Annotated in this window: 22 protein-coding genes; 14 read left to right on the plus strand and 8 right to left on the minus strand. The window is 65.2% G+C overall.

Going from position 1 to position 21,990, the window contains the following annotated elements:
* The first annotated feature begins 157 nt into the window (after positions 1-157).
* The 6 genes from VAR608DRAFT_RS10800 (at position 158) to VAR608DRAFT_RS10825 (ending at position 5,946) form a co-directional block, all read left to right on the plus strand.
* Positions 158-1,522 carry a pyridoxal-phosphate dependent enzyme gene (locus VAR608DRAFT_RS10800; RefSeq protein ID WP_088954071.1) on the plus strand — a complete coding sequence of 455 codons (1,365 nt, stop codon included), beginning with the start codon at positions 158-160 and terminating at the stop codon, positions 1,520-1,522.
* A complete protein-coding gene (locus VAR608DRAFT_RS10805) occupies positions 1,519-2,709 on the plus strand; it encodes a trans-sulfuration enzyme family protein (protein ID WP_088954072.1) in 1,191 nt (396 codons plus the stop codon). The genes VAR608DRAFT_RS10800 and VAR608DRAFT_RS10805 overlap by 4 nt, the downstream gene beginning before the upstream one ends.
* A 167-nt stretch (positions 2,710-2,876) precedes the next feature.
* Complete coding sequence (locus VAR608DRAFT_RS10810; RefSeq protein WP_088954073.1) at positions 2,877-3,707, plus strand: ABC transporter substrate-binding protein; 831 nt, start codon at positions 2,877-2,879, stop codon at positions 3,705-3,707.
* Positions 3,708-3,784: 77 nt separating this feature from the next.
* Complete coding sequence (locus VAR608DRAFT_RS10815; RefSeq protein WP_088954074.1) at positions 3,785-4,480, plus strand: amino acid ABC transporter permease; 696 nt, start codon at positions 3,785-3,787, stop codon at positions 4,478-4,480.
* A 15-nt stretch (positions 4,481-4,495) separates the two neighbouring features.
* Entirely contained in the window at positions 4,496-5,209 is a 714-nt protein-coding gene (locus VAR608DRAFT_RS10820) for an amino acid ABC transporter permease (protein ID WP_088954075.1), read from the plus strand.
* Positions 5,206-5,946 (plus strand): amino acid ABC transporter ATP-binding protein, encoded by a 741-nt coding sequence (locus VAR608DRAFT_RS10825; protein WP_088954076.1) that lies wholly within the window; start codon positions 5,206-5,208, stop codon positions 5,944-5,946. The genes VAR608DRAFT_RS10820 and VAR608DRAFT_RS10825 overlap by 4 nt, the downstream gene beginning before the upstream one ends.
* A gap of 28 nt (positions 5,947-5,974) precedes the next feature.
* On the opposite strand, the gene VAR608DRAFT_RS37430 is transcribed toward VAR608DRAFT_RS10825, so the two are convergent.
* Positions 5,975-6,124 (minus strand): hypothetical protein, encoded by a 150-nt coding sequence (locus VAR608DRAFT_RS37430; protein ID WP_172843778.1) that lies wholly within the window; start codon positions 6,122-6,124, stop codon positions 5,975-5,977.
* Here VAR608DRAFT_RS37430 and VAR608DRAFT_RS37435 point away from each other — a divergent pair.
* On the plus strand, positions 6,123-6,479 hold the full coding sequence (locus tag VAR608DRAFT_RS37435) for a hypothetical protein (protein WP_172843779.1): 357 nt from the start codon (positions 6,123-6,125) through the stop codon (positions 6,477-6,479). The genes VAR608DRAFT_RS37430 and VAR608DRAFT_RS37435 overlap by 2 nt on opposite strands.
* On the opposite strand, the gene VAR608DRAFT_RS36915 is transcribed toward VAR608DRAFT_RS37435, so the two are convergent.
* The 3 genes from VAR608DRAFT_RS36915 to VAR608DRAFT_RS10845 all read right to left on the minus strand — a co-directional run bounded on the left by VAR608DRAFT_RS36915 (position 6,446) and on the right by VAR608DRAFT_RS10845 (position 8,491).
* The gene (locus tag VAR608DRAFT_RS36915) at positions 6,446-6,895 is read right to left on the minus strand and encodes a hypothetical protein (RefSeq protein ID WP_157730813.1); all 450 of its coding nucleotides are present in this window, start codon (positions 6,893-6,895) and stop codon (positions 6,446-6,448) included. The genes VAR608DRAFT_RS37435 and VAR608DRAFT_RS36915 overlap by 34 nt on opposite strands.
* Before the next feature lie 181 nt (positions 6,896-7,076).
* Positions 7,077-7,892 (minus strand): DUF2182 domain-containing protein, encoded by an 816-nt coding sequence (locus VAR608DRAFT_RS10840; protein ID WP_088954079.1) that lies wholly within the window; start codon positions 7,890-7,892, stop codon positions 7,077-7,079.
* Positions 7,889-8,491 (minus strand): DUF1326 domain-containing protein, encoded by a 603-nt coding sequence (locus tag VAR608DRAFT_RS10845; RefSeq protein ID WP_088954080.1) that lies wholly within the window; start codon positions 8,489-8,491, stop codon positions 7,889-7,891. The genes VAR608DRAFT_RS10840 and VAR608DRAFT_RS10845 overlap by 4 nt, the downstream gene beginning before the upstream one ends.
* A gap of 279 nt (positions 8,492-8,770) precedes the next feature.
* Between VAR608DRAFT_RS10845 and VAR608DRAFT_RS10850 the strand changes: the two genes are divergently transcribed.
* The 4 genes from VAR608DRAFT_RS10850 to VAR608DRAFT_RS10865 all read left to right on the plus strand — a co-directional run bounded on the left by VAR608DRAFT_RS10850 (position 8,771) and on the right by VAR608DRAFT_RS10865 (position 13,006).
* On the plus strand, positions 8,771-10,519 hold the full coding sequence (locus tag VAR608DRAFT_RS10850) for a PAS domain-containing sensor histidine kinase (protein WP_088954081.1): 1,749 nt from the start codon (positions 8,771-8,773) through the stop codon (positions 10,517-10,519).
* The gene (locus tag VAR608DRAFT_RS10855) at positions 10,491-11,162 is read left to right on the plus strand and encodes a response regulator (protein WP_088954082.1); all 672 of its coding nucleotides are present in this window, start codon (positions 10,491-10,493) and stop codon (positions 11,160-11,162) included. The genes VAR608DRAFT_RS10850 and VAR608DRAFT_RS10855 overlap by 29 nt, the downstream gene beginning before the upstream one ends.
* Before the next feature lie 132 nt (positions 11,163-11,294).
* Positions 11,295-12,626 (plus strand): response regulator, encoded by a 1,332-nt coding sequence (locus VAR608DRAFT_RS10860; protein ID WP_088954083.1) that lies wholly within the window; start codon positions 11,295-11,297, stop codon positions 12,624-12,626.
* A 95-nt stretch (positions 12,627-12,721) separates the two neighbouring features.
* Positions 12,722-13,006, plus strand: coding sequence for a hypothetical protein (locus tag VAR608DRAFT_RS10865; RefSeq protein ID WP_088954084.1), 285 nt, complete (start codon positions 12,722-12,724; stop codon positions 13,004-13,006).
* 117 nt (positions 13,007-13,123) lie between these two features.
* Here VAR608DRAFT_RS10865 and VAR608DRAFT_RS10870 read toward each other — a convergent pair whose 3' ends face one another.
* From VAR608DRAFT_RS10870 to VAR608DRAFT_RS38495, 4 genes are all read right to left on the minus strand, one after another.
* On the minus strand, positions 13,124-16,555 hold the full coding sequence (locus tag VAR608DRAFT_RS10870; protein WP_088954085.1) for an efflux transporter outer membrane subunit: 3,432 nt from the start codon (positions 16,553-16,555) through the stop codon (positions 13,124-13,126).
* Positions 16,543-17,808 (minus strand): hypothetical protein, encoded by a 1,266-nt coding sequence (locus tag VAR608DRAFT_RS10875; RefSeq protein ID WP_231973431.1) that lies wholly within the window; start codon positions 17,806-17,808, stop codon positions 16,543-16,545. The genes VAR608DRAFT_RS10870 and VAR608DRAFT_RS10875 overlap by 13 nt, the downstream gene beginning before the upstream one ends.
* A complete protein-coding gene (locus VAR608DRAFT_RS10880) occupies positions 17,808-19,262 on the minus strand; it encodes an HlyD family secretion protein (RefSeq protein WP_231973671.1) in 1,455 nt (484 codons plus the stop codon). The genes VAR608DRAFT_RS10875 and VAR608DRAFT_RS10880 overlap by 1 nt, the downstream gene beginning before the upstream one ends.
* A gap of 222 nt (positions 19,263-19,484) precedes the next feature.
* Positions 19,485-19,622: a DUF6868 family protein gene (locus tag VAR608DRAFT_RS38495; RefSeq protein ID WP_443082930.1), complete on the minus strand. Its 138-nt coding sequence runs from the start codon at positions 19,620-19,622 to the stop codon at positions 19,485-19,487.
* A gap of 782 nt (positions 19,623-20,404) precedes the next feature.
* Between VAR608DRAFT_RS38495 and VAR608DRAFT_RS10890 the strand changes: the two genes are divergently transcribed.
* The 3 genes from VAR608DRAFT_RS10890 (at position 20,405) to VAR608DRAFT_RS10905 (ending at position 21,976) form a co-directional block, all read left to right on the plus strand.
* Positions 20,405-20,560 carry a DUF1328 domain-containing protein gene (locus tag VAR608DRAFT_RS10890; RefSeq protein WP_088954088.1) on the plus strand — a complete coding sequence of 52 codons (156 nt, stop codon included), beginning with the start codon at positions 20,405-20,407 and terminating at the stop codon, positions 20,558-20,560.
* Between the two features lie 183 nt (positions 20,561-20,743).
* Positions 20,744-21,301 carry a BPSL1445 family SYLF domain-containing lipoprotein gene (locus tag VAR608DRAFT_RS10895; RefSeq protein WP_231973434.1) on the plus strand — a complete coding sequence of 186 codons (558 nt, stop codon included), beginning with the start codon at positions 20,744-20,746 and terminating at the stop codon, positions 21,299-21,301.
* Between the two features lie 468 nt (positions 21,302-21,769).
* Positions 21,770-21,976, plus strand: a complete 207-nt coding sequence (locus VAR608DRAFT_RS10905) for a hypothetical protein (protein WP_088954090.1) — start codon at positions 21,770-21,772, stop codon at positions 21,974-21,976.
* Positions 21,977-21,990 lie beyond the last annotated feature (14 nt).

Consider the following 21,990-nt stretch of genomic DNA (forward strand, 5'->3'; position numbering starts at 1 on the left):
ATGGCGTCGACGCGCCCCGAGCTGAAGAACATTCTTTGCATGAGCAAATGCGTGCGAAAGCGAGGACCGCGGCCGGACCCGAACAGGGTCGTGTCGAAGGCGGCCTGCGCGCCCGGGCGATGCGCCCTATGATCCGACCTCAGCAGCAGGCCTCATCATGCGCAATCCCGCTGTCCTCGACCTGATCGGCAACACGCCGCTGTTACAGGTGACGCGCATGGACACCGGTCCATGTACGCTGTTCCTCAAGCTGGAATCGCAGAACCCCGGCGGCTCGATCAAGGACCGCGTGGGCCTGGCCATGATCGAGACGGCAGAGCGCGATGGCCGTCTGAAGCCCGGCGGCACGGTGGTCGAGGCGACTGCCGGCAACACCGGGCTGGGGCTCGCGCTCGTGGCGAGGGCCAAGGGCTATGGGGTGGTGCTGGTGGTGCCCGACAAGATGTCGACCGAAAAGGTGCTGCACCTGAAGGCGCTCGGTGCCGACGTGCGTATCACGCGCTCCGACGTCGGCAAGGGCGATCCCGCCTACTACCAGGACTATGCAGCGCGAGTCGCCAGGGAAATACCCGGCGCGTTCTTCGCAGACCAGTTCAACAACCCGGCCAATCCGCTGGCGCACGAAGAGGGCACGGGGCCCGAGATCTGGGAGCAGACCGGCCACGACGTGGATGCGATCGTGGTCGGCGTCGGCTCCGCCGGCACCATCACCGGGCTGACGCGCTTCTTCCGCCGGGTGCAGCCTGCGCTGCAATTCGTGCTGGCCGACCCGGCCGGCTCGGTGGTCGCCGAATACACGCGCAGCGGCCAGATCGGGCAGGCGGGCTCGTGGGCGGTGGAAGGCATCGGCGAGGACTTCATCCCGGCCATCGCCGACCTGTCGGGCGTGGCGCAAGCCTTTTCGATCGAGGACGCGGAGAGCTTCGGCACCGCGCGCGAACTGCTGCGCGCCGAAGGCATTCTCGGCGGCTCGTCCACCGGCACGCTACTGGCGGCTGCGTTGCGCTACTGCCGCGCGCAGACGGAGCCTCGGCGCGTCGTGAGCTTCGTTTGCGACACCGGTACCCGCTACCTGTCGAAGGTCTACAACGACCAATGGATGCTCGATCACGGGCTGCTCGCGCGCCAGAACTACGGCGATCTGCGCGATCTGATCTCGCGCCGCGTCGAGGAAGGCAGTGTGGTCAGTGTCGGCCCGGACGACACCTTGTCGACCGCCTTGCAGCGCATGCAACTGGCCGAGGTGTCGCAACTGCCGGTGCTGGTCGAAGGCCGCCTGGTCGGCGTGATCGACGAGTCCGATCTGCTGCGCGAGGTCCATGCCGCTGCCGATCGTTTCGGCTGGCGAGTCAGCAGCGCCATGACGGACCGGGTACAGACGCTCTCGCCCGGCGCAAGCATCGCGCAACTGGAGGCAGTGTTCGAACGCGGCCACGTCGCGATGGTGGCGGACGCCGCGGGCTTCCACGGCCTGATCACCCGCATCGACTTGCTGAACCATTGGAGAAGGAAGCTGAAATGAGCCGTGATGCCGACGCCCCCCGCCACCTGCGATTCGCCAGCCGGGTGATCCATGCGGGTCAGGCGCCCGACCCAAGCACCGGGGCGATCATGCCGCCCATCTATGCCACGTCGACTTACGTGCAGCAGAGCCCGGGGGTGCATCAAGGCTACGACTACGGCCGCTCGCACAATCCCACCCGCTTCGCGTTCGAGCGCTGTGTGGCCGATCTCGAAGGGGGCTCGCAGGCATTCGCCTTCGCGTCCGGGCTGGCCGCCATCTCGACCACGCTGGAACTCCTGGAAGCAGGCTCCCACATCGTCTCGGGCGATGACATCTACGGCGGCACCTTCAGGCTGTTCGACAAGGTGCGAGGGCGCAGCGCCGGCCACCGCTTCAGCTACACCGACCTCGGCGATGTCGACCAGGTGGCCGCGGCGCTGCAGCCTGACACGCGACTGCTATGGGTCGAGACGCCGAGCAATCCGCTGCTGAGGCTGGCCGACCTCGAGGCGCTGGCGGCGCTGTGCCGTGCACGCGGGGTCATCAGCGTGGCTGACAACACCTTCGCCAGTCCGTTCGTGCAGCGGCCGCTGGAACTCGGCTTCGACATCGTGGTGCATTCGACCACCAAGTATCTCAATGGGCATTCCGACGTGATCGGCGGCATTGCGATCGTGGGCAAGCAAGCCCGGCATGAGGCGCTGCGCGAGCGGCTCGGATTCCTGCAAAACGCGGTCGGTGCGATCGCCAGCCCTTTCGACAGTTTCCTGGCGCTGCGCGGCGTGAAGACGCTCGCCCTGCGCATGGAGAGGCACTGCACCAATGCGGCTGCGCTGGCACAGTGGCTGGAGGCACAGCCGCAGGTCCGGCGGGTCTACTATCCGGGCCTGGTGTCGCATCCGGAGCATGCGCTCGCGCGCCGTCAGATGAGCGGCGGATTCGGCGGCATGATCTCGGTCGACCTGCACGGCGACCTGGCCGGCACGCGCCGCTTTCTGGAGGCGGTGAAGATCTTCTCTCTGGCCGAGAGCCTTGGTGGGGTCGAGAGCCTGATCGAGCATCCAGCGATCATGACCCACGCCACCATCCCGGCCGAGACGCGTGCACGGCTCGGCATCGGCGACACGCTGGTGCGGCTATCGGTGGGCGTCGAGGCGCTGGAGGACCTGCGCGAGGACCTGGCGCAGGCGCTGGACCGGGTCTGATCTGATCTGCTGGTTCAGCATGGCTGCGCCAAGTTGCTTGGCTTCCCGCAAGTGGCTTATTTCGACAAGTTGCCCGGGCGGCTCACCCATTTGCTCATTCGCATTGTCAATTTCATCTTTGCGGGGTTGCTTGGTATCGTCGCGGGCCGAACTCCAGGAGAAAAACCATGCGCCGTCACTTCATCGCCGCCGCGCTCGCGACCGCAGCGCTGCTGCCTTCACTCAGCGCCCATGCCGATCAGCTTGCAGACATCAAGAAGCGCGGCGAACTCGTGGTGGGCGTGCTCGGCACCGATGAGCCTGCCACCTTCGTCGACCCCAAGACCCGCCAGATCGTCGGCTACGAGGTCGACCTGGTGAACGCGATCGCGGAGAAGATCGGCGTCAAGCCGAAGCTCAAGCAGATCGCGGTGGCCGCGCGCATTCCGGAACTGCAGCAGGGCCATGTCGACCTCGTCGCGGCCGGCCTGACGCACAACAAGGAACGCGAATCGCAGATCGACTTTTCGCTGACCACCTTCGTCACCGGCCAGAAGGCCCTCGTCAAGAAGGACAGCGGCATCACCGAGGTGCCGCAGTTGGCCGGCAAGAAGGTGCTGACGATCCGCGGCGGCACGCAGGAGCCCAATTTGCGCAAGGCGGTGCCGGGCGTCGAGGTGGTCACCTTCGACACCAGCCAGCAAGCCTTCCAGGCGCTCCAGCAGGGCAAGGGCGTGGGCTATGTCGATGACGAGGCCGCGCTGCTGCGCAGCTATGCCAAGCTGGGTCCGCAGAAGGCGCAATACACGGTGCTCAAGCAGAACCTCAGCACCGAGTCGCTGGCGATCGGGATCAAGAAGGGCGAACCCACGCTGAAGGCCGTCGTGGACGACACGCTGCGCGACCTCGAGAAATCCGGCCAGGCCGAGAAGATCTTCTTCAAGTGGTATGGGCCCCAAACGGCGTCGGGCTTCCAGAGCCGCGACTTCCGGTTCGAGACCGACAAGATCGTCGAGTGATCCCGGCCGGGGCGACGCCCCGGCGCGCGTACGATGGCACACCCCGCGCGGCGCAAAGTCGCGCGCCTTCCCCCGCCATGCCGTTGTTCGACTACACACTGCTCCTGAGCGGCCGCTACCACGACATGCTGGTCGCGGGCCTGTGGCTGTCGCTGCAGCTCCTTGCCGCGTCGCTGGTCCTCGCACTGCCGATCGCGGTCGTGGTGGCATTGCTGCGGCTGTCACCCCTGCGCTGGTTGCAGCGGCTCGGCTTCGCCTATGTGGAACTGATCCGCAACATCCCGCTGCTGGCGCACATGCTGTTCTGGTATTTCGGTGCGCCGGAGCTTCTGCCGACCGCATTCAAGGAATGGCTGTACGCACGCAACATCGAGGCCGTGAGCGCGGTGATCGCACTCGCGCTGTACAGCGCAGCCTACATGGCCGAGGACATTCGCAGCGGCATCCGCGCCATTCCGACGGTGCAGTTCGAAGCCGGCCGCGCGCTCGGTTTCGGCTTCATCGCCACGATGCGGCGCGTGGTGCTGCCGCAGGCCCTGCGGGTGACCGTGCCGCCCCTGATCTCCCAGACGCTCAATCTCTGGAAGAACACCTCGATCGCCACGGTGGTCGGCGTGGCCGAACTCATGTACCAGGCCGGGCAGGTGGAGAGCGCGAGCTTCCGCAGCTTCGAATCCTTCGCCTTCGCGAGCGCGGCCTACCTCAGCGTGTCGCTGCTGATCACCGCATTGGCCGCCTGGTACCAGCATCGCTTTCCGGTGCGCGTGACATGACCGGAGGGGCGCGGCATGCTTGAACTGATCCGGACCTACTGGCTTTACTTCCTGGTCGGGCAGTACCCGGACGGGCCGCTCGGCGGCCTGGTGCTCACGGTGCTGCTTGCCACTTGCGGACTGGTGCTCGCGCTGCCGCTGGGCATCGCCTTCGGGCTGGCGCGGCTGAGCCCGTGGCGCTGGCTGCGGTGGCCGGTCACGGCCCTGGTGTATGTGGTGCGGGGCGTGCCGCTGCTGATGGTGGTCTTCTGGGCCTACTTCTTCCTGCCCAGCGTAACCGGCGTCAAGACCGATCAGTTCACCACCATGCTCATTGCGCTCGTGGTGTTCGACGCGGCCTATCTGGCGGAGATCGTGCGCGCCGGCGTGCAGGGCCTGCCACGCGGCCAGACCGAGGCGGCGCGCGCGCTGGGGCTGGACTATGCGCGCTCGATGCGGCTGGTGCTCCTGCCGCAGGCGCTGCGCAGCATGCTGCCTTCGCTGGTGAACCAGTTCGTCTCCACCATCAAGGAAACCTCGCTGGGCTACATCATCGGTCTGGCTGAGGTGTCCTTCATCGCCACCCAGATCAACACCCAGGTCTTCACCCGGCCGGCCGAGGTGTACGGCATCCTGGGGCTGACGTATTTCCTGATGTGCTTCGGCCTGTCGCGCTTCGCCTTCTGGCTGGAGCGCCGCCTGGCCCGGCGCAGCATTCCGACGGCCGCGGCGCGGCAGGTGTCTTCATGATCGAGCTTCAGAACGTCAACAAGTGGTATGGGGCGTACCACGCGCTGGTCGATGTCAGCGAAACCGTGCGCACCGGCGAAGTCGTCGTGGTGTGCGGTCCCTCCGGGTCGGGCAAGTCGACGCTGATTCGCACGCTCAACCGGCTGGAGCCGATCCAGTCCGGACGCATCCTGATCGACGGGCAGGACATCCATGCGCCGGGCACGGACGTGAATGCGTTCCGCTCGCGGATCGGCTTCGTGTTCCAGCAGTTCAACCTTTTCCCGCACCTGACGGTGCTGGGCAACTGCACGATGGCTCCGATGCAACTGCGTGGCCTGTCGCGCGCACAGGCGGAAGAACGTGCGCTTGCGCTGCTCGACCGCGTCGGCCTGGCCGCGAAGGCGCATGCTTGGCCCTCGGAGCTCTCGGGCGGCCAGCAGCAGCGCGTGGCCATTGCCCGCGCACTGGCGATGCAACCGCCGCTGATGCTGTTCGACGAACCCACGAGCGCACTCGATCCCGAGATGGTCGGCGAAGTGCTGCTCGTGATGCGCGACCTGGCGAATGACGGCATGACCATGGTCTGCGTCACCCACGAGATGGGTTTCGCACGCGAGGTCGCGGACCGCGTCTTCTTCATGGATCAGGGCAAGGTACTCGAGCGCGCGACCCCCGAGGAATTCTTCAACCGCCCGCAGCACCCGCGCACGCGGCAGTTCCTCTCGGACATCCGTTCTCCCTTCCGCGAGGCCTGACGCGACAGGACGCCGGGCCCGGGAACGGCTACCAGTGCGGATGCACCGGCTCGAACACCGGCCTGAAAAGGAAGCGACGCGCGATCTCGCCATAGCCGCGATAGTAGAAATGCCCGTTGGCGGCGAGCACTGCCGCACGGTGGCGCCTGAAGTGCACGGGGATTTCGTACCACGGCATGCGGCATCTCGAAGGCGAGCTGTTCCTCGGTGCCGCGCCCGATGTCGCGCGCCATCTCGACGGCGCGGCGGCACACGCGCGAGCACAGGGCGCCACGCAGCGGGTGGTGCGGGTCAAGCGGGTGCGCAACCCGGACGTGGTCGCGCTCGGGGAGCTCGACAAGTTCGTGCGCGCTGCCTCGCAGCACGGTCTCACGGTGCGGCTCGCCGGCGTGCGGCCGGAGCTGCTCGCGGCGCATCGGCATCGTGGACTTCCTCGGCGCGGAGCTGATCTTCCCCGAGGAAGACGAGGGGAATCAAAAAATAGCGCCAGCACATCGCCTCATCCAAATCCCGCCCTTCTCAGCCGTCGGTAGAACTCTCGGCAATCCTCGATCCGAAAGATTCCGTTTGGCTCGTCCTGCGTGCGCCAGTTGGTCGAGCGCACGCGCATGAGGTCCGGGCGTCCGTCGACGTGATAGAAGGTGACGGCAATCAGGTAAGGGCCAGGAAACGTCAGCCTGAAGAACTCATCCTCGATCGTGCGCGCCTCATGGACTTCGAGAATTGGCTTGGGTCGCCAGTTGGCGACCAAGGAACTGGCCTTCGAGTGGGCGTCGTTCATGCCGGAGCAGCGGGGTTTCCGAAAGCGAATCTTGCCACGCGGGGATCTTCCGGGGCGCTGAAAATCGCCAGCAATCCTTGGGTCGGCACGGCGCATTTTGACTCGGCCGACCGCGGTACTGGTCGATGGCGCGGCTCCCAGCGTCAGGGGCGTGACCACGATGTTCACGGCGCCGATGCGCTCCATCGCCCCAGCGGGGGGCCTCCGAATTCGACGATGTACCCACGTCAGAATTCACGAAAGTCCAGGCATCTGTGGGGCTCCAGGCACCTATGCGTGCCAGGTCGAGCAGTACCACCGGGTCGGGATCGAGTGACCAGAGCAGGTGTAGCTCAGGCCACCGCGCTCTTCACGCATGGGTCGCCACCAGGATGATTGCCCATGACAGCAACGCCACGCCAAGGGGCATGCTGAGACGCTTCCCCCAGCGGACGTTCTTTTCGATTGCCATCACGGCCGCGAGCAGGAGCATCCAGCCGAGGCTGCCAGTACCGAGCGCGAACATCAACAGCATCAGCGCCCAGCAGCACCCGACGCAGAACAGTCCGTGCTGGGCGCCAAGCGCGAACGCGTGCCGCGATTGTGCGTGTCCGCGCCAGTGCTCGATGACGAAACTCAAGGGCGTTCGGCACCTCTCCAGGCACCGGTACTTGAGCGTGCTGAACTGAAATACGCCGGCCAACGCAATGGTTGCGACGCCGATCAACCAGCCATGCAAGGCCAGAGTGGGTTGGGCTGCGAGAAGGGACAGCACAGCGCTGTGCAGTGCATGCGCCAGAAGGCCGAAGGCTCCCCACACCGTCATGTAGCCCAAGCCGAGCATGACGAGGAGGCGTCCATGGTCTGCGCGCTGCGCGGTCAATCGGTCGAAGGCACTGAACAGCGGCAAGGTGGTCGGCAGCATCATGGCCGCCGTCATGAGGATCCACGCGACAGCGTAAAGGACCGCGGGCACGACCACGCCGCCGGCAGGAACGACACGGCACAGAAACGCCGCCGGTCCCGACGCTGTCCAGTCATCGTGTTCGAGATAGCGTCCGTACGGGCTGCGTGCCCACGCCCACAACGCCACCCATGCGAGCGCAATCAGCGCGGCCAGGATCGGCAGGAACACGTGAACATGACGCGAGGCGCTGGGCGGCGGCTGGCCTGCCGTTGAGTTCATGCGTCGAAGACGAACGTGCTCTGCAAGGCGTTGTGGTTCTTGATGTTGAGGTCGATGCCGAGCGCGGCGTTCTTGGACCGATAGACCGGGGCCTTGCCGACAAACACCGGAGCGCCCGGCACCGTCGAGAACACCGTATCGGAGAGGGTGGTCTGACCCCCGGTCGCGCCCTGATAGGGCTCGAGTTCGGCGTAGTAGTCCGTGCCGATCTCGAGTTCGCCCTTGCCGCCGACCACCGTGAAGCGGATCGGCGCCCGCTCCACCGAGACGACCTGACCAATGAGCTTGGCGAGGTCGGCGACCGGCCCCCCGGCCTGGCCGGTGTAGACCTTCAGCAGGGCCTCTTCCTGCGCTTTGGAGGCCTGCTCGTCGACGTAGATCGCGGCAGTCCAGTTGCCTTGCAGGATATTGCCCGGCACATGGGCCACGGCCACGATGGTATTTCCTCCCACATCGACGCCATCGACCGTTCCTTTGTCGATACGCCAGGCGACAATGGTGTCGCAGGTACCGTTGTCAGGGTCCTCGCCGATCCAGCAGGGGCACAGGACCTTGCAGTTGCAAACCTCAAGCAGACGACCTTCCAGGTGATAACTCATACGAACCTCCATTGAAGGCACGCGGACACCGACTTGTCGCCGCAGGGTGCGGCTATGGGGGTGTCAATTTTCAAACTCAGAGGTATGCGAAGTCAAGTTCGGTAACGTGATGCGCCAGATTCGCGCGCTTGAGCGTCAAGCCCAGTACCGAGAACCGTGGCTGACTCTACAGAGCGCTCAAGTCCGGGCGCCGATCTTCCACGGCCGCGGTTGGAACTCGATCTACGCCGTAGTACGCTTGCCTGAGGGCGCTGTCCACTTCCTCCCCGGAGGCCTGCCTTGGAGACAAGCACGCTGCGATCCTGGCTGAAGCTCGCCGCGGCTGACATTGCCGCGCGGTGTGGCGATCTTGTGCTGCGGCGAACGCGCGGCGGAGACTCTCGGCGCAACGGCGATGGCGAACCGCAGGGAACCCTGGAGATCCTGCGCGATTCGGAGCGGCGCTATCGAGAGTTGTTCGAGTCGCTCGACGTGGGCTTCGGCATCATCGAAGTGGTCTTCGACGCCGATCATCGGCCACAGGACTTCCACTTTCTCGAGGTCAACCCCGCGTTCGAACGGCAGACGGGTTGGCGCGACGTGGTGGGTCGCCGGATGCGCGAGATCGCACCGGATGCAGAACAGTACTGGTTCGACGTCTATGGCAAGGTGGCCGAGACGGGTGAGCCCATCCGTTTCGAGAGGCGAGCCCGGACCCTGGACCGTTGGTACGACGTCTACGCTTTTCCCTTTGCGAAGGCGTCCTGCCGCGTCGGCGTGCTGTTCCGCGACATCACCCAGCGCAAGCAGACCGAGCATGCCCTGCGCGCAAGCGAGGCCCGCAGTCGTCTCGCGCTTGACGTGGCACAACTCGGGACATGGTCGTGGCGAGGGGCCGGAAACCTGCTCAGCGCCGACCCCCGCTTTCGCGAGTTGTGCGGCTTCGGCCTCGACGAAGCGTTGAGTCTTGAAGGCGTGATGGCCCACGTGCATGCGGACGACCGGGTGGTCGTCGAAGCGCGCGTGCGCGAGGCGCTGGAACCTTCCGGTGAAGGGCGCCTCAAGACCGAGTTGCGTTGTGTCGATCCAGATGGCAGCGTGCGATGGCTGGTCGCGCGCGGCATGACGGAATTCAGCACGGCAGGCGGCGATCGCCGTCCGGCGCGCATGTTGGGAACAGTGATGGACGTCACCGCGCGCAAGCTGATCGAACAGGAGTTGCTGCGTGGGCGCGACGAACTGGAGCTGCGGGTTCGCGAGCGAACGGATGCGCTCGCCCGTGCCAATGCCGCGCTCCACGTCGAGATCGCCGAGCGAAAGACGGCAGAAGACAAGATACGGCAGCTCCTCGGCCAACTGGTCGATGCGCAGGAAGACGAGCGCCGACGCCTATCGCGCGAGTTGCACGACACGCTCGGACAGCACCTCGCCGTGCTGACGCTGGGACTCGGGGCGGTGCGGGCGCAGGAGGGTTGTCCGCCGCATGTCATGGAGCGCCTCAGTCACATCGAGCAGGCGGCACGCCGGCTGGAGGAAGAGGTCGACCGGCTGTCGTACGAGCTGCGTCCGCTGGCGCTTGACAACATGGGGCTGGTCGACGCCTTGCGCCAATACGCAGCGGATTGGGCGACAGAATGTGGGGTCGCGGTGGACGTGACCGTGCTTGGCATTCCGGTCGACGAGCACCTGCCGGCCGCAGTGGAGACGACCGTGTACAGGGTGGTGCAGGAGGCACTGACCAATGTGCGAAAACATGCCGCGGCGTCGCAGGTGAGCCTGATCGCCGAGCGACGTGGGCCCGAACTGCGGGTCATCGTCGAGGATGATGGCTGCGGATTCGACGCCACATCGATGACCTCCCCTACGGACAGTGGGCGCCGGCTTGGCCTGCGTGGCATGGCAGAACGCGCCGCGCTGGTGGCCGGCTCGCTCGATATAGAGTCTGCACAAGGCCATGGAACGACGGTCTTCCTCTCGGTCCCGCTCGACGTCGGCCATACCCACGATGAAACACCGCATCATGAACAAACTCCGCATCGTGCTGGCTGACGACCACGGTGTGCTGCGTGACGGGCTGACCCTGCTTATCAATGCCCAGCCCGACATGGAGGTCGTGGCCTGCGCACGTGGCGGCCGGGAGGCCGTGCAGCTGGCTGAGCAATGGAGCCCGCACGTGCTTGTGCTCGATATTTCAATGCCCGACCTCGGCGGTGCCGAAGCCACCGAGCAGATCCGCCAGCGCTGCCCGCATGTGCGCATTCTGGCGCTCACGCGCTATGCGGATCAGGGCTACCTGCGTCGTCTGCTCAACGCAGGTGCGAGTGGCTACGTACTCAAGCGAACGGCCGGAGAAGCGTTGATCGATGCGATTCGCGTCGTCGCCGAAGGCGGCTCGTACGTCGATCCGACTCTTGCAGGCGGCCTGGTCGCCCGCATGACGACGGCGGCCTCGGCACAACGGGACGCACCCGTACACGCGGGCGAACTCTCCGAGCGCGAGACGCAGGTATTGCGGCTCATCGCCTGGGGGCAGAGCAACAAGGAGATCGCCGCGCAGCTGGGCATCAGCGTGAAGACGGTCGAGTCCTACAAGGCTACAGCCCTCGAGAAGCTGCAGTTGCGCAGCCGCACCGACATCCTGCGCTATGCCCTGGCCTGCAATTGGCTGAACGAGGACGGCGGGCCCGAGTAGCTGCCGACCCGGGAAAACCCCGGGGCGCAGCGGCCCCCATTCCCGGGTGCGAGCACCCGGAACTTGCTGGCAAGCTCATGGACTGAGCTTCGCCGGCGCTGCTGGGCGATTCATGAACAAGAAGGGCACTTGATGGGGGACGACGTCCGGACCACGTTCGACTTTTCGGAAGTCTTTACCGTTGCCGCACGGCATGTACTGCGCAGGATCAGCAGCCGTGATCTCAGACTCTCCTTTGACCACCGCGGCCCTCTTGCAATCATCGAGGGCGAGGCCGTCGCGATGCGACGCAGCCTCCACCGCATGCTGTTCGGCGCGATCGACGAACTCGAGTCGGGTCATGTCGCGCTCGAGGCGCAGACCCACCTCACGCCGTCTGGCCACTACCATGTCGACGTGAAGGCGACCGGCTCCGGGGTACTGGCGACGCAAGGCGTCCTGAGCACGGTGATCGCGCGCCTGAAACTTACGCAGCAGCGGGAACTCGCCGAGCAAGCGGAACAGCCTCGGTTGCGGCGAGCCAGCGGTGATTGTCCGATCACAGGCGCACGCATCGATTTCGAGGGCTCCCCGTCGGCCGGCATGCTGTTGCGCGCGCATTGGGCGCTGTCGGACGCGCGGCCGGTCCAGGACACGCCCGCGGTACCCGACGCGCATGGCTCGGTGGCCTGGATCATCGACGACCGTGATGCAGCGAGCAGCTTACTCATGCCGCGCCTGCAGCGACTGGGCTGGGCCACCGTCAGATTCGCGTCGCGCGCGGAAGCCGCCCGGCGGCTGCGGTCGCCAAACGGTGCCGGCGAACACCCATCGTTGTTGATTGTCATCGAGTCGCAAGACACGCCGCCGCTTGCGCTGCGGGCATTGCGCGAACAACTGCCTGCCTCGACGGAGTGCATCTATGGCGTTGTTCCAGGCTCGCCTTCGTTGATCAGGCGCAATGACTTCGATGGATTCAAGGTTTTGGTGCGGCCGTTCAGCCCGGCCCAGCTGCGTCGATTGACGGCCGGCGCCGCCACTGCATCCGAACGCGCGTCCTGCAGCATGCCGCAGTTGCTCGGCGCGACGCAGCGTCGCGCACTCGTGATGGTGGTCGACGACGATGACGTCAGCCGGAGGGTCACCGCCACGATGGCGCGTGCCCTCGGCTTCGATGTCGTCACGGCGTGTGATGGGGAGGAGGCAGTGGAGCAGTGTGAACGCATGCATCCCGCCGCCGTGCTGATGGACCTCGACTTGCCCTCGATGGATGGGATCAGGGTGGCACAGCGGTTGCGCGAACTGGAGCGAGCAGGCGCACTTGCACCTTGCATCATCGTTGCCGTCGCAGCGGACGGCAGCGAACAAGCGCGCCTCACGTCTGCGGTTGCCGGCATGGATGGGTACTTGACGAAGCCGCTTTCGACATCAAGCCTGGGCACCGAGTTGCACCGTCTGTGCGCTGGTTGCGTAGCGCCAGCCTGAGCGCCACGTCATGAGGCTTTCCTTCCTAGAAACGAACCCACGTGACGTCGCGTGCTGCACGGCCACGACGACATGTAGCTTACAAAGAGACACCGATGAAGCATCCCATCGTGAATGTGCAAAAGACCCACCCAGGCCTCTATACCTACAGCATCGGCATGATCGATCAGCCGATGTTCATGTGCGAGGATGACTTCGAGTCAGGCGAGGACTGCCTGCGGGATGCAGGCAACCTGCTCGGCAAGTACTTCGACGGCGTAAGGATTTGCTATGCCGGCGCTGCACTCGGTCTGTTTGCCGTGACGCGCCTCAGGAACGAGCCGGGGGACCTGTTCGATGAACTGATGGACGCCGTGCTCGCGGGCCGTCGGACGCGATAAGGAAGCCAATCGGCATCCAGTGCAGCGCGGCAGCCGAGTTCCTGGCTGGCGGAGGGGTCGTAGCGGGTACGACCGCCTGAGCGCGAGGCGGTCGACGAGAAAGTGAAGCCGCGGCCGTCAGCCGGAAGAAGTCTTCTTGGCCCCGTTTTCGCTCCAGCCGCCGCCCAGCGCCTTGTAGAGGTTGACCGTGTTCACCGCCTGCCGAAGCTGCAGTTCGATCCACTGAATCTGCTCGTTGTAGAGCTCGCGCTGCGAGTCGAGGCTCGAGAAGTAGTCCTCCAGGCCGCCCTTGAAACGTACCTGCGAGATGGAAGCCACCTTGGCCAGGGATTGCACCCTGGCCTGCTCCGCTTCGAGTTGGGGACGCAGGTGGCTGTCCGCGATCAATGCATCGGCCGTCTCGCGGAACGCCTGTTGCGCCGCATGCTCGTAGGTCGCCATCGCCTCGGCGAGCCGTGCCTCGTTCGCGTCGACGTTCGCACTCCTTTTCCCCCAGTCAAGAATCGGCAGTGATACGCCGAGCAGTCCCGCCCAGCTGCGATTGCCGCTGCTGAGCACGTGCGAGAACCCGGTACTGATGCCCCCGCCCAGCGCGGTCAACGAAATGGTCGGGAAGAATTCGGCCTTCGCAGCGCCAATGCCGGCGTTCGCGGCTTCGACGCGGGCATAGGCGGCAAGGAGGTCCGGCCGGTGCTGCAGCAGGCTGGACGGGAGCCCCGCCGGAATCTCCGCCACCGAGCGGCCAGGCCAAGCGCGTTGTGACCCGGTGGTCGGCGACACGGGCTGTCCGACCAGCACGGTCAGCCATTGAAGGTCCTGCCCGACACGGGTCTGGAATTCCTCGTGCTGGACCTGGGCGCGCTGCACCAGCGACTGCGACCGGAAGACATCCTGCTCTGAAGCGCCTCCGGCCGTGCGGGCGCGCGTCATCACCTTCGTGCTGTCTGTCTGAGACTTCTCCTCGGCCTCGGACAGGGCCAGCAGTGCGCGATCGGCGCGCAGCGTCAGGTAGGCATTGCAGACCTCGCCCACCAGGTTGATCCGGGCAGCGGCGTAGTCGAGGTCGCTGGACTGCGCCTGCGAGCCGGCCTGCTGCACGGTGGAACCGACGCGGCCGAAGAAGTCGAGTTCGTAGGATGTGATGCCCGCCTGCACGCCGAACGTATTGCCGGCGTGTCCGCCCGGCTGGTTGGCGGTGACTAGCCCGGAGGGGCCCAGGGCCGTGGTCACGTTGCTGCGCTCGGCGAACGCGGTAACGCCGATTTCGGGGAACAGCGACGACCGGGTGCCCGCGTAGGCGGCGCGGGCCTGGCGGGCCCGGGCGGCGTAGGCACGCAGGTCGCGATTCTGGGCCAGCGCCGTCGTGATCAGGCCGCGAAGCTCGTCGTCGACCACGAAGTCCGACCACGCGATGGGCGCCGCCGCGGTGGTGGTCGCCGCGACCGGCCATTGCGCAGGCACTTGCACGTCCGCGGGCTTGAGCGGCGGCGTCAGGTTGCAGCCGCTCAGCATCAGCAGCCCGGCCAGCGCGATGAGGGGCTGCGCGATGGAAACCCCGAGGCGGCGCAGCGGCCCTTGAGACCAGCGGGGCCACCGCCATCCCGCGGTGTTCATGAAGGCCAGCGCCGCGCGGCCCGCGCGCGCCTGGGTCGCGACATGCGTCGGCGGCATGGCGAACACCTGGCGCACCAGCCGGTCGTGCAAGGATGCGTCGCAGTCGAAGAGCAATTCGGCGCCGGACCTCGTGTGTCTGTCCACCCGGGCGGAGATCCAGCCCACGTCCGGCACGTGAACATCCACGTCGTGCCCGGCGGGCAGGCGTTGCAGCAAGGCGCTGTCCCGCAGCAGCGCGCCGTCGGTGGCGATGTTGACGAAACGCGCGGCGCCGACACCGGCCGAACTGCGAAAGCGGGTCAGCGCGGCGAACGGGAAGCGCTCCTCCTGGTCGGGTCGGGGGCGGTCCACACAGGCAACCAGCGCCGCGAGGCAATAGATGGTGCCGGCGACGCTCCAGATCATGTTGAGCGTGTCACCGGTGGTCATCGGGCCGCTGAGCGCCCTGAAGGCGCCCAGTTCGATGGCCACCATGAGGCCGCCGAACACCGCGACCAGGTTCCAGTGCACCACCGTCTTCGATCGATCCAGCCCTTTCGCCGTGACCTTGAAGGGCCTGCCGAAGGGTCGTATCAACGCGCTCGCGATCGTACGGGTCACGGCCATGGCCGCGACGACCTGCGTCACCTCGGTGAAGACGGGCAGTGAACGTCGCTGGTTGATCCAGTAGCTGTAGGCCCAGAACACGATCAGCGCCGGCAGCCCGTAGGCGGCGAAGGCCCGAGGCGTCGCGTAGAACGCCGACACGCCGAAAAACCAGTACATCACGGGCGCGGCGAGCATGAGCAGCATGAAGGGCTTGCTCAGCCAGTGCAGAAGGCCATGCACGAAGTGCATGCGCGCCGTGAGGCTGTAGCCCTTGCCGCGCAGCGGTCCGTCCGGAAGCAGAGCGACCTGGATGGTGCCGAGGCACCAGCGGCTTCGCTGGTTGATGTATTCGATGATGCTATCGGCGGAAAGCCCGTTGGACAGCCGCTCGTTGAGCCAACGCGTGACCCACCCATGGCGCAGCAGTGTCAACGAGGTGAAGATGTCCTCGCACACGCTGCCGGTCGGAAAGCCGCCAAGACGCGTGATCACGTCGCGCCGCACGATGAACGAGGTGCCCACGCAGAACGCCGCGTCCGCGGCATCCTTGGCAGGCTGGAGCACATCGAAGAAGACACGCTGCTCGTCGACCCAGCTGTCGGTCGCGTGCAGGTTGTGCTGGATCGGGTCGGCGTTGTAGTAGAACTGCGGCGTCTGGACCAGCCCCACCTTCGGCTCGTCGAAGAGGCCGAGCACACGATATACGATGTTCCGGTGCGGCACGAAGTCCGCGTCGAGCACCAGGAGGTAGGGTGCATTGGTGGTTTCGGCCGACACGCGCAGGCCGTTGTTGAGATTGCCTGCCTTGGCGTGCGTGTTGTCCGGCCGGCGTGCGTAGTTCACCCCCCTGCTCGCGCAGTAGTCCCGCAGCCAGTCGCGCCGCGTGTCATCGAGCACCCAGACATTCACGTTCGGATAGTCGATGGCCTGGGCGCCGATGATGGTTTTCTCGAGCACCCCGAGATCTTCGTTGTAGGTGCAGATGAACACATCGACCGCGGGCACCTGCACGCCGAGACCGCGCAGCCTGGCCTCGCCACGATCGGCCATGGCGCTGTTGTCGCGGCGGCCCATCAGGATCTGGATCGACATCAGCGTACAGACGACCGACACCATCTCGAAGAACAGGAAGACCCATGCGTAGAGCGAGATGAGACCCTCGCCCGCCGGCGGCAGCGTCTCCGTGACCCGCCAGGCCACATAGCGTGCGATCACCAGCGCTGTGAGCCCGCCGAACACCATGCGATGCGAGAGCCGCTCTGGCCGCGCCCAGAAGATCATGATCAGCGCCATCGTGGCGACGACGAGGTTGATGCTGAATTCGGGCATGTCGATCACGTCGGACATAGTTTTCCTCCTGTGTTGTGTTTTCCAGTGAATGGATTCCAGCCCGTGGCGGCGAGTGCGATCCACGCGGTGGCGCCCAGATGGGGCCAGTGGTAGTAGTAGAAGTCCGCACTGGTCGAGTCGGGGCCGATGGCCAGCCCCGTGGAGATCCGCGGGCTCGGCGTGGCGTAGTACAGGCCATTGCCGGAGCGCTGCGATGCGAGCAGCTGCCAAAGCGCTTCCGGCGCGGCGCCCTTTCGCGCCACCAGAGTCGCTGCGGCTTGCGCGCTGCCCTCGGTCCAGATGCCGTCGGGTTCCCGCGAGAAGCCGTATCCTGCTGCGCTTCGATGGTGGCGCTCGACCCAGGTCAGCGCCGGCTCCCAGTCGCAATGAACCCCGGGGTTCGCGAGCAAGGGCCACAATTGCGCGTCCAGTCCGGAGCGGTCCGTGGCGATGCTTGCGCCGTCGATCTTGGTCCCGATGAAGAAGCGCTGCTCCGCCGGACTCCACATGCGCGAGACGAAGGACAGTGCGGTGCGGCCCTGCTGCGCCTGTGCAGCGCGCCCCGTCAGGCTTGCAGCCCAGGCGGCCGCCGTGGCGACGTCAAGATTGTGCTCGGTGGATTTCCAGGTCTGCGCACGCTGCGAATCGTCCCATCCGTACCAGCCGCCTTCGTACCCGTCGGGGTCGACGACTTCGCGCGCGTGCTGTTCGATCCAGGCGAGCAGTCGGGTCGCACCCTCGACATATCGGGCTTCCGGCGCCGCCTGGTGGACGTTCAGCAGCAGCAATGCCGCCCAGGCCACGTTGCCGGTGGCGCTGCTGACCTGATAGGCATCGGCGATCCACTGCTTCTTCCCGTCATCCCAATAGCCGGGCAGCGAAGGCTTGTTGTCGCGAACGGGCCCGCTGCGGTAGGCGTTGCGCACGCGCCCGTCCGTGAAGTGTGGATCGTGTTCGATCGCCAGCGCGATCGCGTCGGCGATGCGCCGGGCCGAGGCCGTGTCGCCGCACGCCAGCAGCGCGATGCCGGCCAGCGCGTTGTCATAGACGAAGGCCACGTCCTCCAGCGCGCGGTCGATCGGAGGCACGTCACTCACCGTTTCGGCGGGCCGATAGCTCGCAAGCAGGAGCGGACTCGCGGCATCCCCCTTGTCGTCCGCGGCAACCGCTCGACGCAATCCCTGGCAACTTTGCCGGGCCAGGTCTTGCTGCACCGGGCTGCCTGCCGCGCTCGCGGCGCCCGGTGTCGCCAGGCCCACAGTGACGGCCATCAAGATTGCCAATGCGCAAGCCGGGCGGCCAATGCGCGACCGAAGCGAAGCGTCCACGAGATCTCCTTGAATGGCATTGCCGCAGACCCATCACGACTGAGGTCGGCCGTGACCACCTTGCCCGGCGTGCACAGATCGCGATCGGCCGGCTGCGCCGACGCCTTGCGCTCGAGTTGGGCGACCGCAAAGACCGAGCCTTGCTCCGCATACGGGAAGGGCACGCTGTAGTTGCTCTGCACGTCCTCAGACGCCAGCGGCAGAAGCTTCATCACGCGAGCGGGGTGCACCGCGTCAGTGCCGTCCACCGCGACATCGAGCCGGGAGCCGACGTTCAGGCGCTCGGCCAGGCGCGGCGGGAACACCGCGACCACCTGGATCCGGCTGCAATCGGCCATGCGCGCCAGCGTGGCGCCTTCGGGCACGAAGGCCCCTTGGGAAATGAGGACGGTGCTCACCTGCCCGCCTTGCGTGGCCTTGACCTCGTAGGCCGACAGTTTGTCGACGCGGCGGCGTTCCTCGTCTTCGAGGGCGACGACCTGCGAGAGTTGTTTGTTCAACGCGTCCAGGTCGTGCCGGGAACGCCCGACGCTGGCGGCGAGCGTCTCGCGACGGCTCACCAGGGCCTGGAACGCACCGGCCCCGCCCGAACTGACGACGGCGCCACGGCTGGCATTGGCCAAGCTCTTGCCCAGGCCGTTGTATTCCTGATCGGCGACCGCGGCGGTGGCGCGCGACGTGCTCAACTGGGCTTGCGCGGCATCCAGGACCTGCTGGCTGACGGCACCCGCGTCGAGCAACGCCGACGCCTGCCGGACCTTCATTTCATGCTCCCAGACGGCGGTTTCCGCAACCTCGCGCTGTCGCCGCGCGACCTGCAATGCATCGCTTGTCTGGTCGATCGATGCCTTGCGATACAGCCTGACCTGTTGGTCAATGAAGCCCAGCTCGCTGCTATCGGAAGCCAGCTGATTCGTCAGTTGCGAAACCTGGCTTTGCAAGCCCAAGCGCTGCGTCGAGAGCGTCGTGAGCACATCGCGATTGAGCGTCGGGTTCTGCACCTTCGCGACCAAGGCGCCCGGTTCGACCTCGTCGAGCGGATGCACCGCCAGGTTCGTGATGACACCACTCACGGGCGTGGTGACGAGCGTGACGGGTGTCTCCAGGACGGCCCGCGTCGCGCGCTTGGAAAGTACCGGGACCAGCAGCGTGGACCCCATCAGCCAGAGGACGAACGCGAGCAATGCGTAGCCCGCGAGGCGCGGAACGATCGAGTTGGTCGAAAATTTCTTTCGCGGGCGTTTGGCGACCTCTCCTCCGGCGTCGAGGGAGACGACCTCCTTGGGGAGCGGTACGTTCAGCGTCGTTGTCATGACTTCACCTTCTGTGTAATTCGTTGTTGCGCGTCCTGGCGGGCTCCGACGCATCGTTTCAAGGCCGCATGCCCAGCCGGGCATCACGTGCCAGTCATGTCTCCATTTGTTTGTCGAGAAAGACAGGCTGCCGGGGGCTGCCCGTAGCCTATTGAGCAATCGAGTTGCGATGGGGTACGGACACGCCTCTTGGCGGGTCCGAATTGGAAGATTCGCAGCGAAAGACGTATTACCCGTGGTCAGGCATGAGTTCCGTGTAGGAAGAATTCCCCACAGACTGTCGCGAAATGGACGGGCATCACACCCTTACACTTGCCCGCCGTGACTCTCCACGATGCGCAATGCAACATAGGGAATCAGATTGAAAAGAAGAATGCCGACCTTGTAGCTGGCCATGCCTGCAAGTGAATGCCGTCGAAGCGCTGCGAGGCAGTCCGAGCCCATGGTGGTGCCGCGTCTGCCGACTCGCGGTCGCCGGCAAATTCACCTCAGAAGACGAAGCCAGGCAAGCATTGACGGTGAAGGCGCGGTTGTAGATTGCGGATCTTCTCGCGCGGCCACCTAGCAACCAGTGAGATGGCCTCGCGGAGGGTACTCGCGCGGCAGGTCGGTAGTCTCAACCAGGATGGGCCAAGCGGGCCGTCGCTGAAAAAGATCAACGGCGATTGACTCGATGACATCGAAGTTCGCTCGGCACGCTTCGAGCAGACTTCGCGGTCCCCCTTGCGCACCGAAGACATCGCGAAGGGCATCTTCCGAGATCTCTGCAAGAACTCGAGGGCCGTCGAAGCCCGCCGGGTAGATGGCAAAGCGCACAGTTCCTCTATCAAAGCAATGGATCGCTTCGCACCTCATCGTTGCCTCCTGAGTCGATACCGACGATTGTGTGCCTATGAAATAGTGCCCGGTGAAAGAAAAGGCGCTGAAACTGTCAGGCAGCGCCTTCCTACCCATGCCTACGTGCATGGCTAGAAGGGTGGAGGAGATGAAGGCCAAGGCCAGGCGACACGCTTTGTAGGCGTCAAAGTCTTCTTCAAGCTGATCTGCGCGACGCGACACCACGGCGCCCGAAGGCACGCCGAATTCATGATTCGACCGTCTCCTACGCCCCTCATCCCCACTTGCTGATTGGGCGCGCAGGCGTAGCTGTCTAACATGGATTTGGTGTCACTCCCCTCCTGAACGCGCTGACATCCCCAACAAAGATCCCCTCGAAGGAGTTCAGCATGTTGTACTACGCAGTCGTGTTCCTGGTGATCGCCCTAATTGCCGCCCTGTTCGGCTTTGGAGGCATCGCGGCGAGCGCTGTGAGCATTGCGAAGATTCTCTTCGTAATCTTCATCATCCTTGCGCTTGTCAGTCTCATCGCGGGCTTGATATGACGCGGCCAGGGACGTCGCTCGCCGCCTGCGGAGAGCGAATGAATACGTCTGTCCAATTGCCCCACCAAGAATTGATTTGGCCACCACCCTCATCATTGAACGCCGCGACGGCCCGCACCGACGGGCCTGTTGCCGGGGACTTACCGCAAAGGAGCGACCACGTACCTCAACTTCAGAACGGTCTTGAGTGCTACAGCACTTGCGATTGCCGGCCTCGCTTTCGTCGGCTGCACGACGACCTCGAAAGGCGAGAGCGCGAGCGGCATGTCTTCGCATGCTCCGGCTGATGCCCAGATCGATGCCACGCTTTCCAAGCTCTACGCGAATGTGCCAGGCTCGCGCGAGTTGGTTGCCAAATCCAAGGGCGTGCTCGTGTTTCCGGAAGTGATCGGCGGAAGCTTCATCGTCGGCGCGCAATACGGACGCGGTGCACTTCGCGTGAACGGCCGCACCGAGGCTTACTACAGCACCACAGCCGGATCGCTCGGCCTCCAGGCGGGCGCGCAGTCGAAGGCAGTGATTTACCTGTTCACCACACAGCAAGCGCTAGACAAGTTCCGCAACAGCGAGGGCTGGACCGTCGGCGCGGACGCTACGGTCGCACTGGCGAACATCGGCGCGAACGGCAGCGTCGACACCAACACACTGCAGCAACCGGTGATTGGTTTCGTGCTCACCAACGTGGGGCTGGAAGCCGGAGTGTCGCTGCAGGGCGCTAAGATCGAACGCATCCGGGGCTGAACGGCTTCACCGTAGGCGGTCACCGGCACGGAACTGATAGCGACATACACGTCGAGGGATCTCGCCTGCGTGGTCGAAGTCGAGCGCGGGCGCGCCAAGGTCGGTGGTGGCGAGGAACTCGTTCCGGTAGCTGTCCGCGTGGCCAGCGCATTTCGCGACCCTCCTGCTTGAGCAAGTCGCGCGTCCAGATGTAGGCGTCATCGGCGCCAGGTTGCGTGCCACGTTGTGGCGCAGCAACGATGCAATTCCAGAATTCCTCGTTCTATTTGCTCCGACAGAGCGGAGAAGCCAGGGGAACGCGCGGGACTCAAAAATTCGAACACCGCCGTGGCCTTTTTAAAAGGCTCTAAAGCCATTTCTTCACTGTAACTGCCTCCTTTTTAGGCAAACGTAGAAGAAAGCAAGTCTTGCAAGGTGCAACTGCATGTAGGAACATTCCTACGAACCCCGTGATTTTGGGAGACCGTCGTGATTGCTTCCTCCGCATCCACTGGCTATGAGCTGCTCTTCCGCTCTCTCTTTGCCGCTGGTCGCGCCTACGTCTTTCCCTGCGACGCGGTCGGTCATGTCGACATGGACTCGCTCTCCGAACGCGCGCGTGACAACTACCTGTATGCGCGAGCTGTCATTGGAAAGGAAGTCGAATGGCCTGACGTCCGCCCAACGACATCGTGAAGCCGTTCGCGCCT

This window comes from Variovorax sp. HW608, from assembly GCF_900090195.1.
In the GTDB taxonomy this organism is placed as follows: domain Bacteria; phylum Pseudomonadota; class Gammaproteobacteria; order Burkholderiales; family Burkholderiaceae_C; genus Variovorax.

Bases quoted from the DNA above. Each gene is read 5' to 3' on its own strand.
- VAR608DRAFT_RS10860 (WP_088954083.1), top strand. From the start codon at position 11,295: ATGGGGGACGACGTCCGGACCACGTTCGACTTTTCGGAAGTCTTTACC.
- VAR608DRAFT_RS10810 (WP_088954073.1), top strand. From the start codon at position 2,877: ATGCGCCGTCACTTCATCGCCGCCGCGCTCGCGACCGCAGCGCTGCTG.
- VAR608DRAFT_RS10815 (WP_088954074.1), top strand. From the start codon at position 3,785: ATGCCGTTGTTCGACTACACACTGCTCCTGAGCGGCCGCTACCACGAC.
- VAR608DRAFT_RS10840 (WP_088954079.1), bottom strand. From the start codon at position 7,892: ATGAACTCAACGGCAGGCCAGCCGCCGCCCAGCGCCTCGCGTCATGTT.
- VAR608DRAFT_RS37435 (WP_172843779.1), top strand. From the start codon at position 6,123: ATGCGGCATCTCGAAGGCGAGCTGTTCCTCGGTGCCGCGCCCGATGTC.
- VAR608DRAFT_RS37430 (WP_172843778.1), bottom strand. From the start codon at position 6,124: ATGCCGTGGTACGAAATCCCCGTGCACTTCAGGCGCCACCGTGCGGCA.
- VAR608DRAFT_RS10875 (WP_231973431.1), bottom strand. From the start codon at position 17,808: ATGGCCGTCACTGTGGGCCTGGCGACACCGGGCGCCGCGAGCGCGGCA.
- VAR608DRAFT_RS10845 (WP_088954080.1), bottom strand. From the start codon at position 8,491: ATGAGTTATCACCTGGAAGGTCGTCTGCTTGAGGTTTGCAACTGCAAG.
- VAR608DRAFT_RS10880 (WP_231973671.1), bottom strand. From the start codon at position 19,262: ATGCCCGGCTGGGCATGCGGCCTTGAAACGATGCGTCGGAGCCCGCCA.
- VAR608DRAFT_RS10855 (WP_088954082.1), top strand. From the start codon at position 10,491: ATGAACAAACTCCGCATCGTGCTGGCTGACGACCACGGTGTGCTGCGT.
- VAR608DRAFT_RS10800 (WP_088954071.1), top strand. From the start codon at position 158: ATGCGCAATCCCGCTGTCCTCGACCTGATCGGCAACACGCCGCTGTTA.
- VAR608DRAFT_RS38495 (WP_443082930.1), bottom strand. From the start codon at position 19,622: ATGGGCTCGGACTGCCTCGCAGCGCTTCGACGGCATTCACTTGCAGGC.
- VAR608DRAFT_RS10870 (WP_088954085.1), bottom strand. From the start codon at position 16,555: ATGTCCGACGTGATCGACATGCCCGAATTCAGCATCAACCTCGTCGTC.
- VAR608DRAFT_RS10805 (WP_088954072.1), top strand. From the start codon at position 1,519: ATGAGCCGTGATGCCGACGCCCCCCGCCACCTGCGATTCGCCAGCCGG.
- VAR608DRAFT_RS10825 (WP_088954076.1), top strand. From the start codon at position 5,206: ATGATCGAGCTTCAGAACGTCAACAAGTGGTATGGGGCGTACCACGCG.
- VAR608DRAFT_RS10865 (WP_088954084.1), top strand. From the start codon at position 12,722: ATGAAGCATCCCATCGTGAATGTGCAAAAGACCCACCCAGGCCTCTAT.
- VAR608DRAFT_RS10820 (WP_088954075.1), top strand. From the start codon at position 4,496: ATGCTTGAACTGATCCGGACCTACTGGCTTTACTTCCTGGTCGGGCAG.
- VAR608DRAFT_RS10890 (WP_088954088.1), top strand. From the start codon at position 20,405: ATGTTGTACTACGCAGTCGTGTTCCTGGTGATCGCCCTAATTGCCGCC.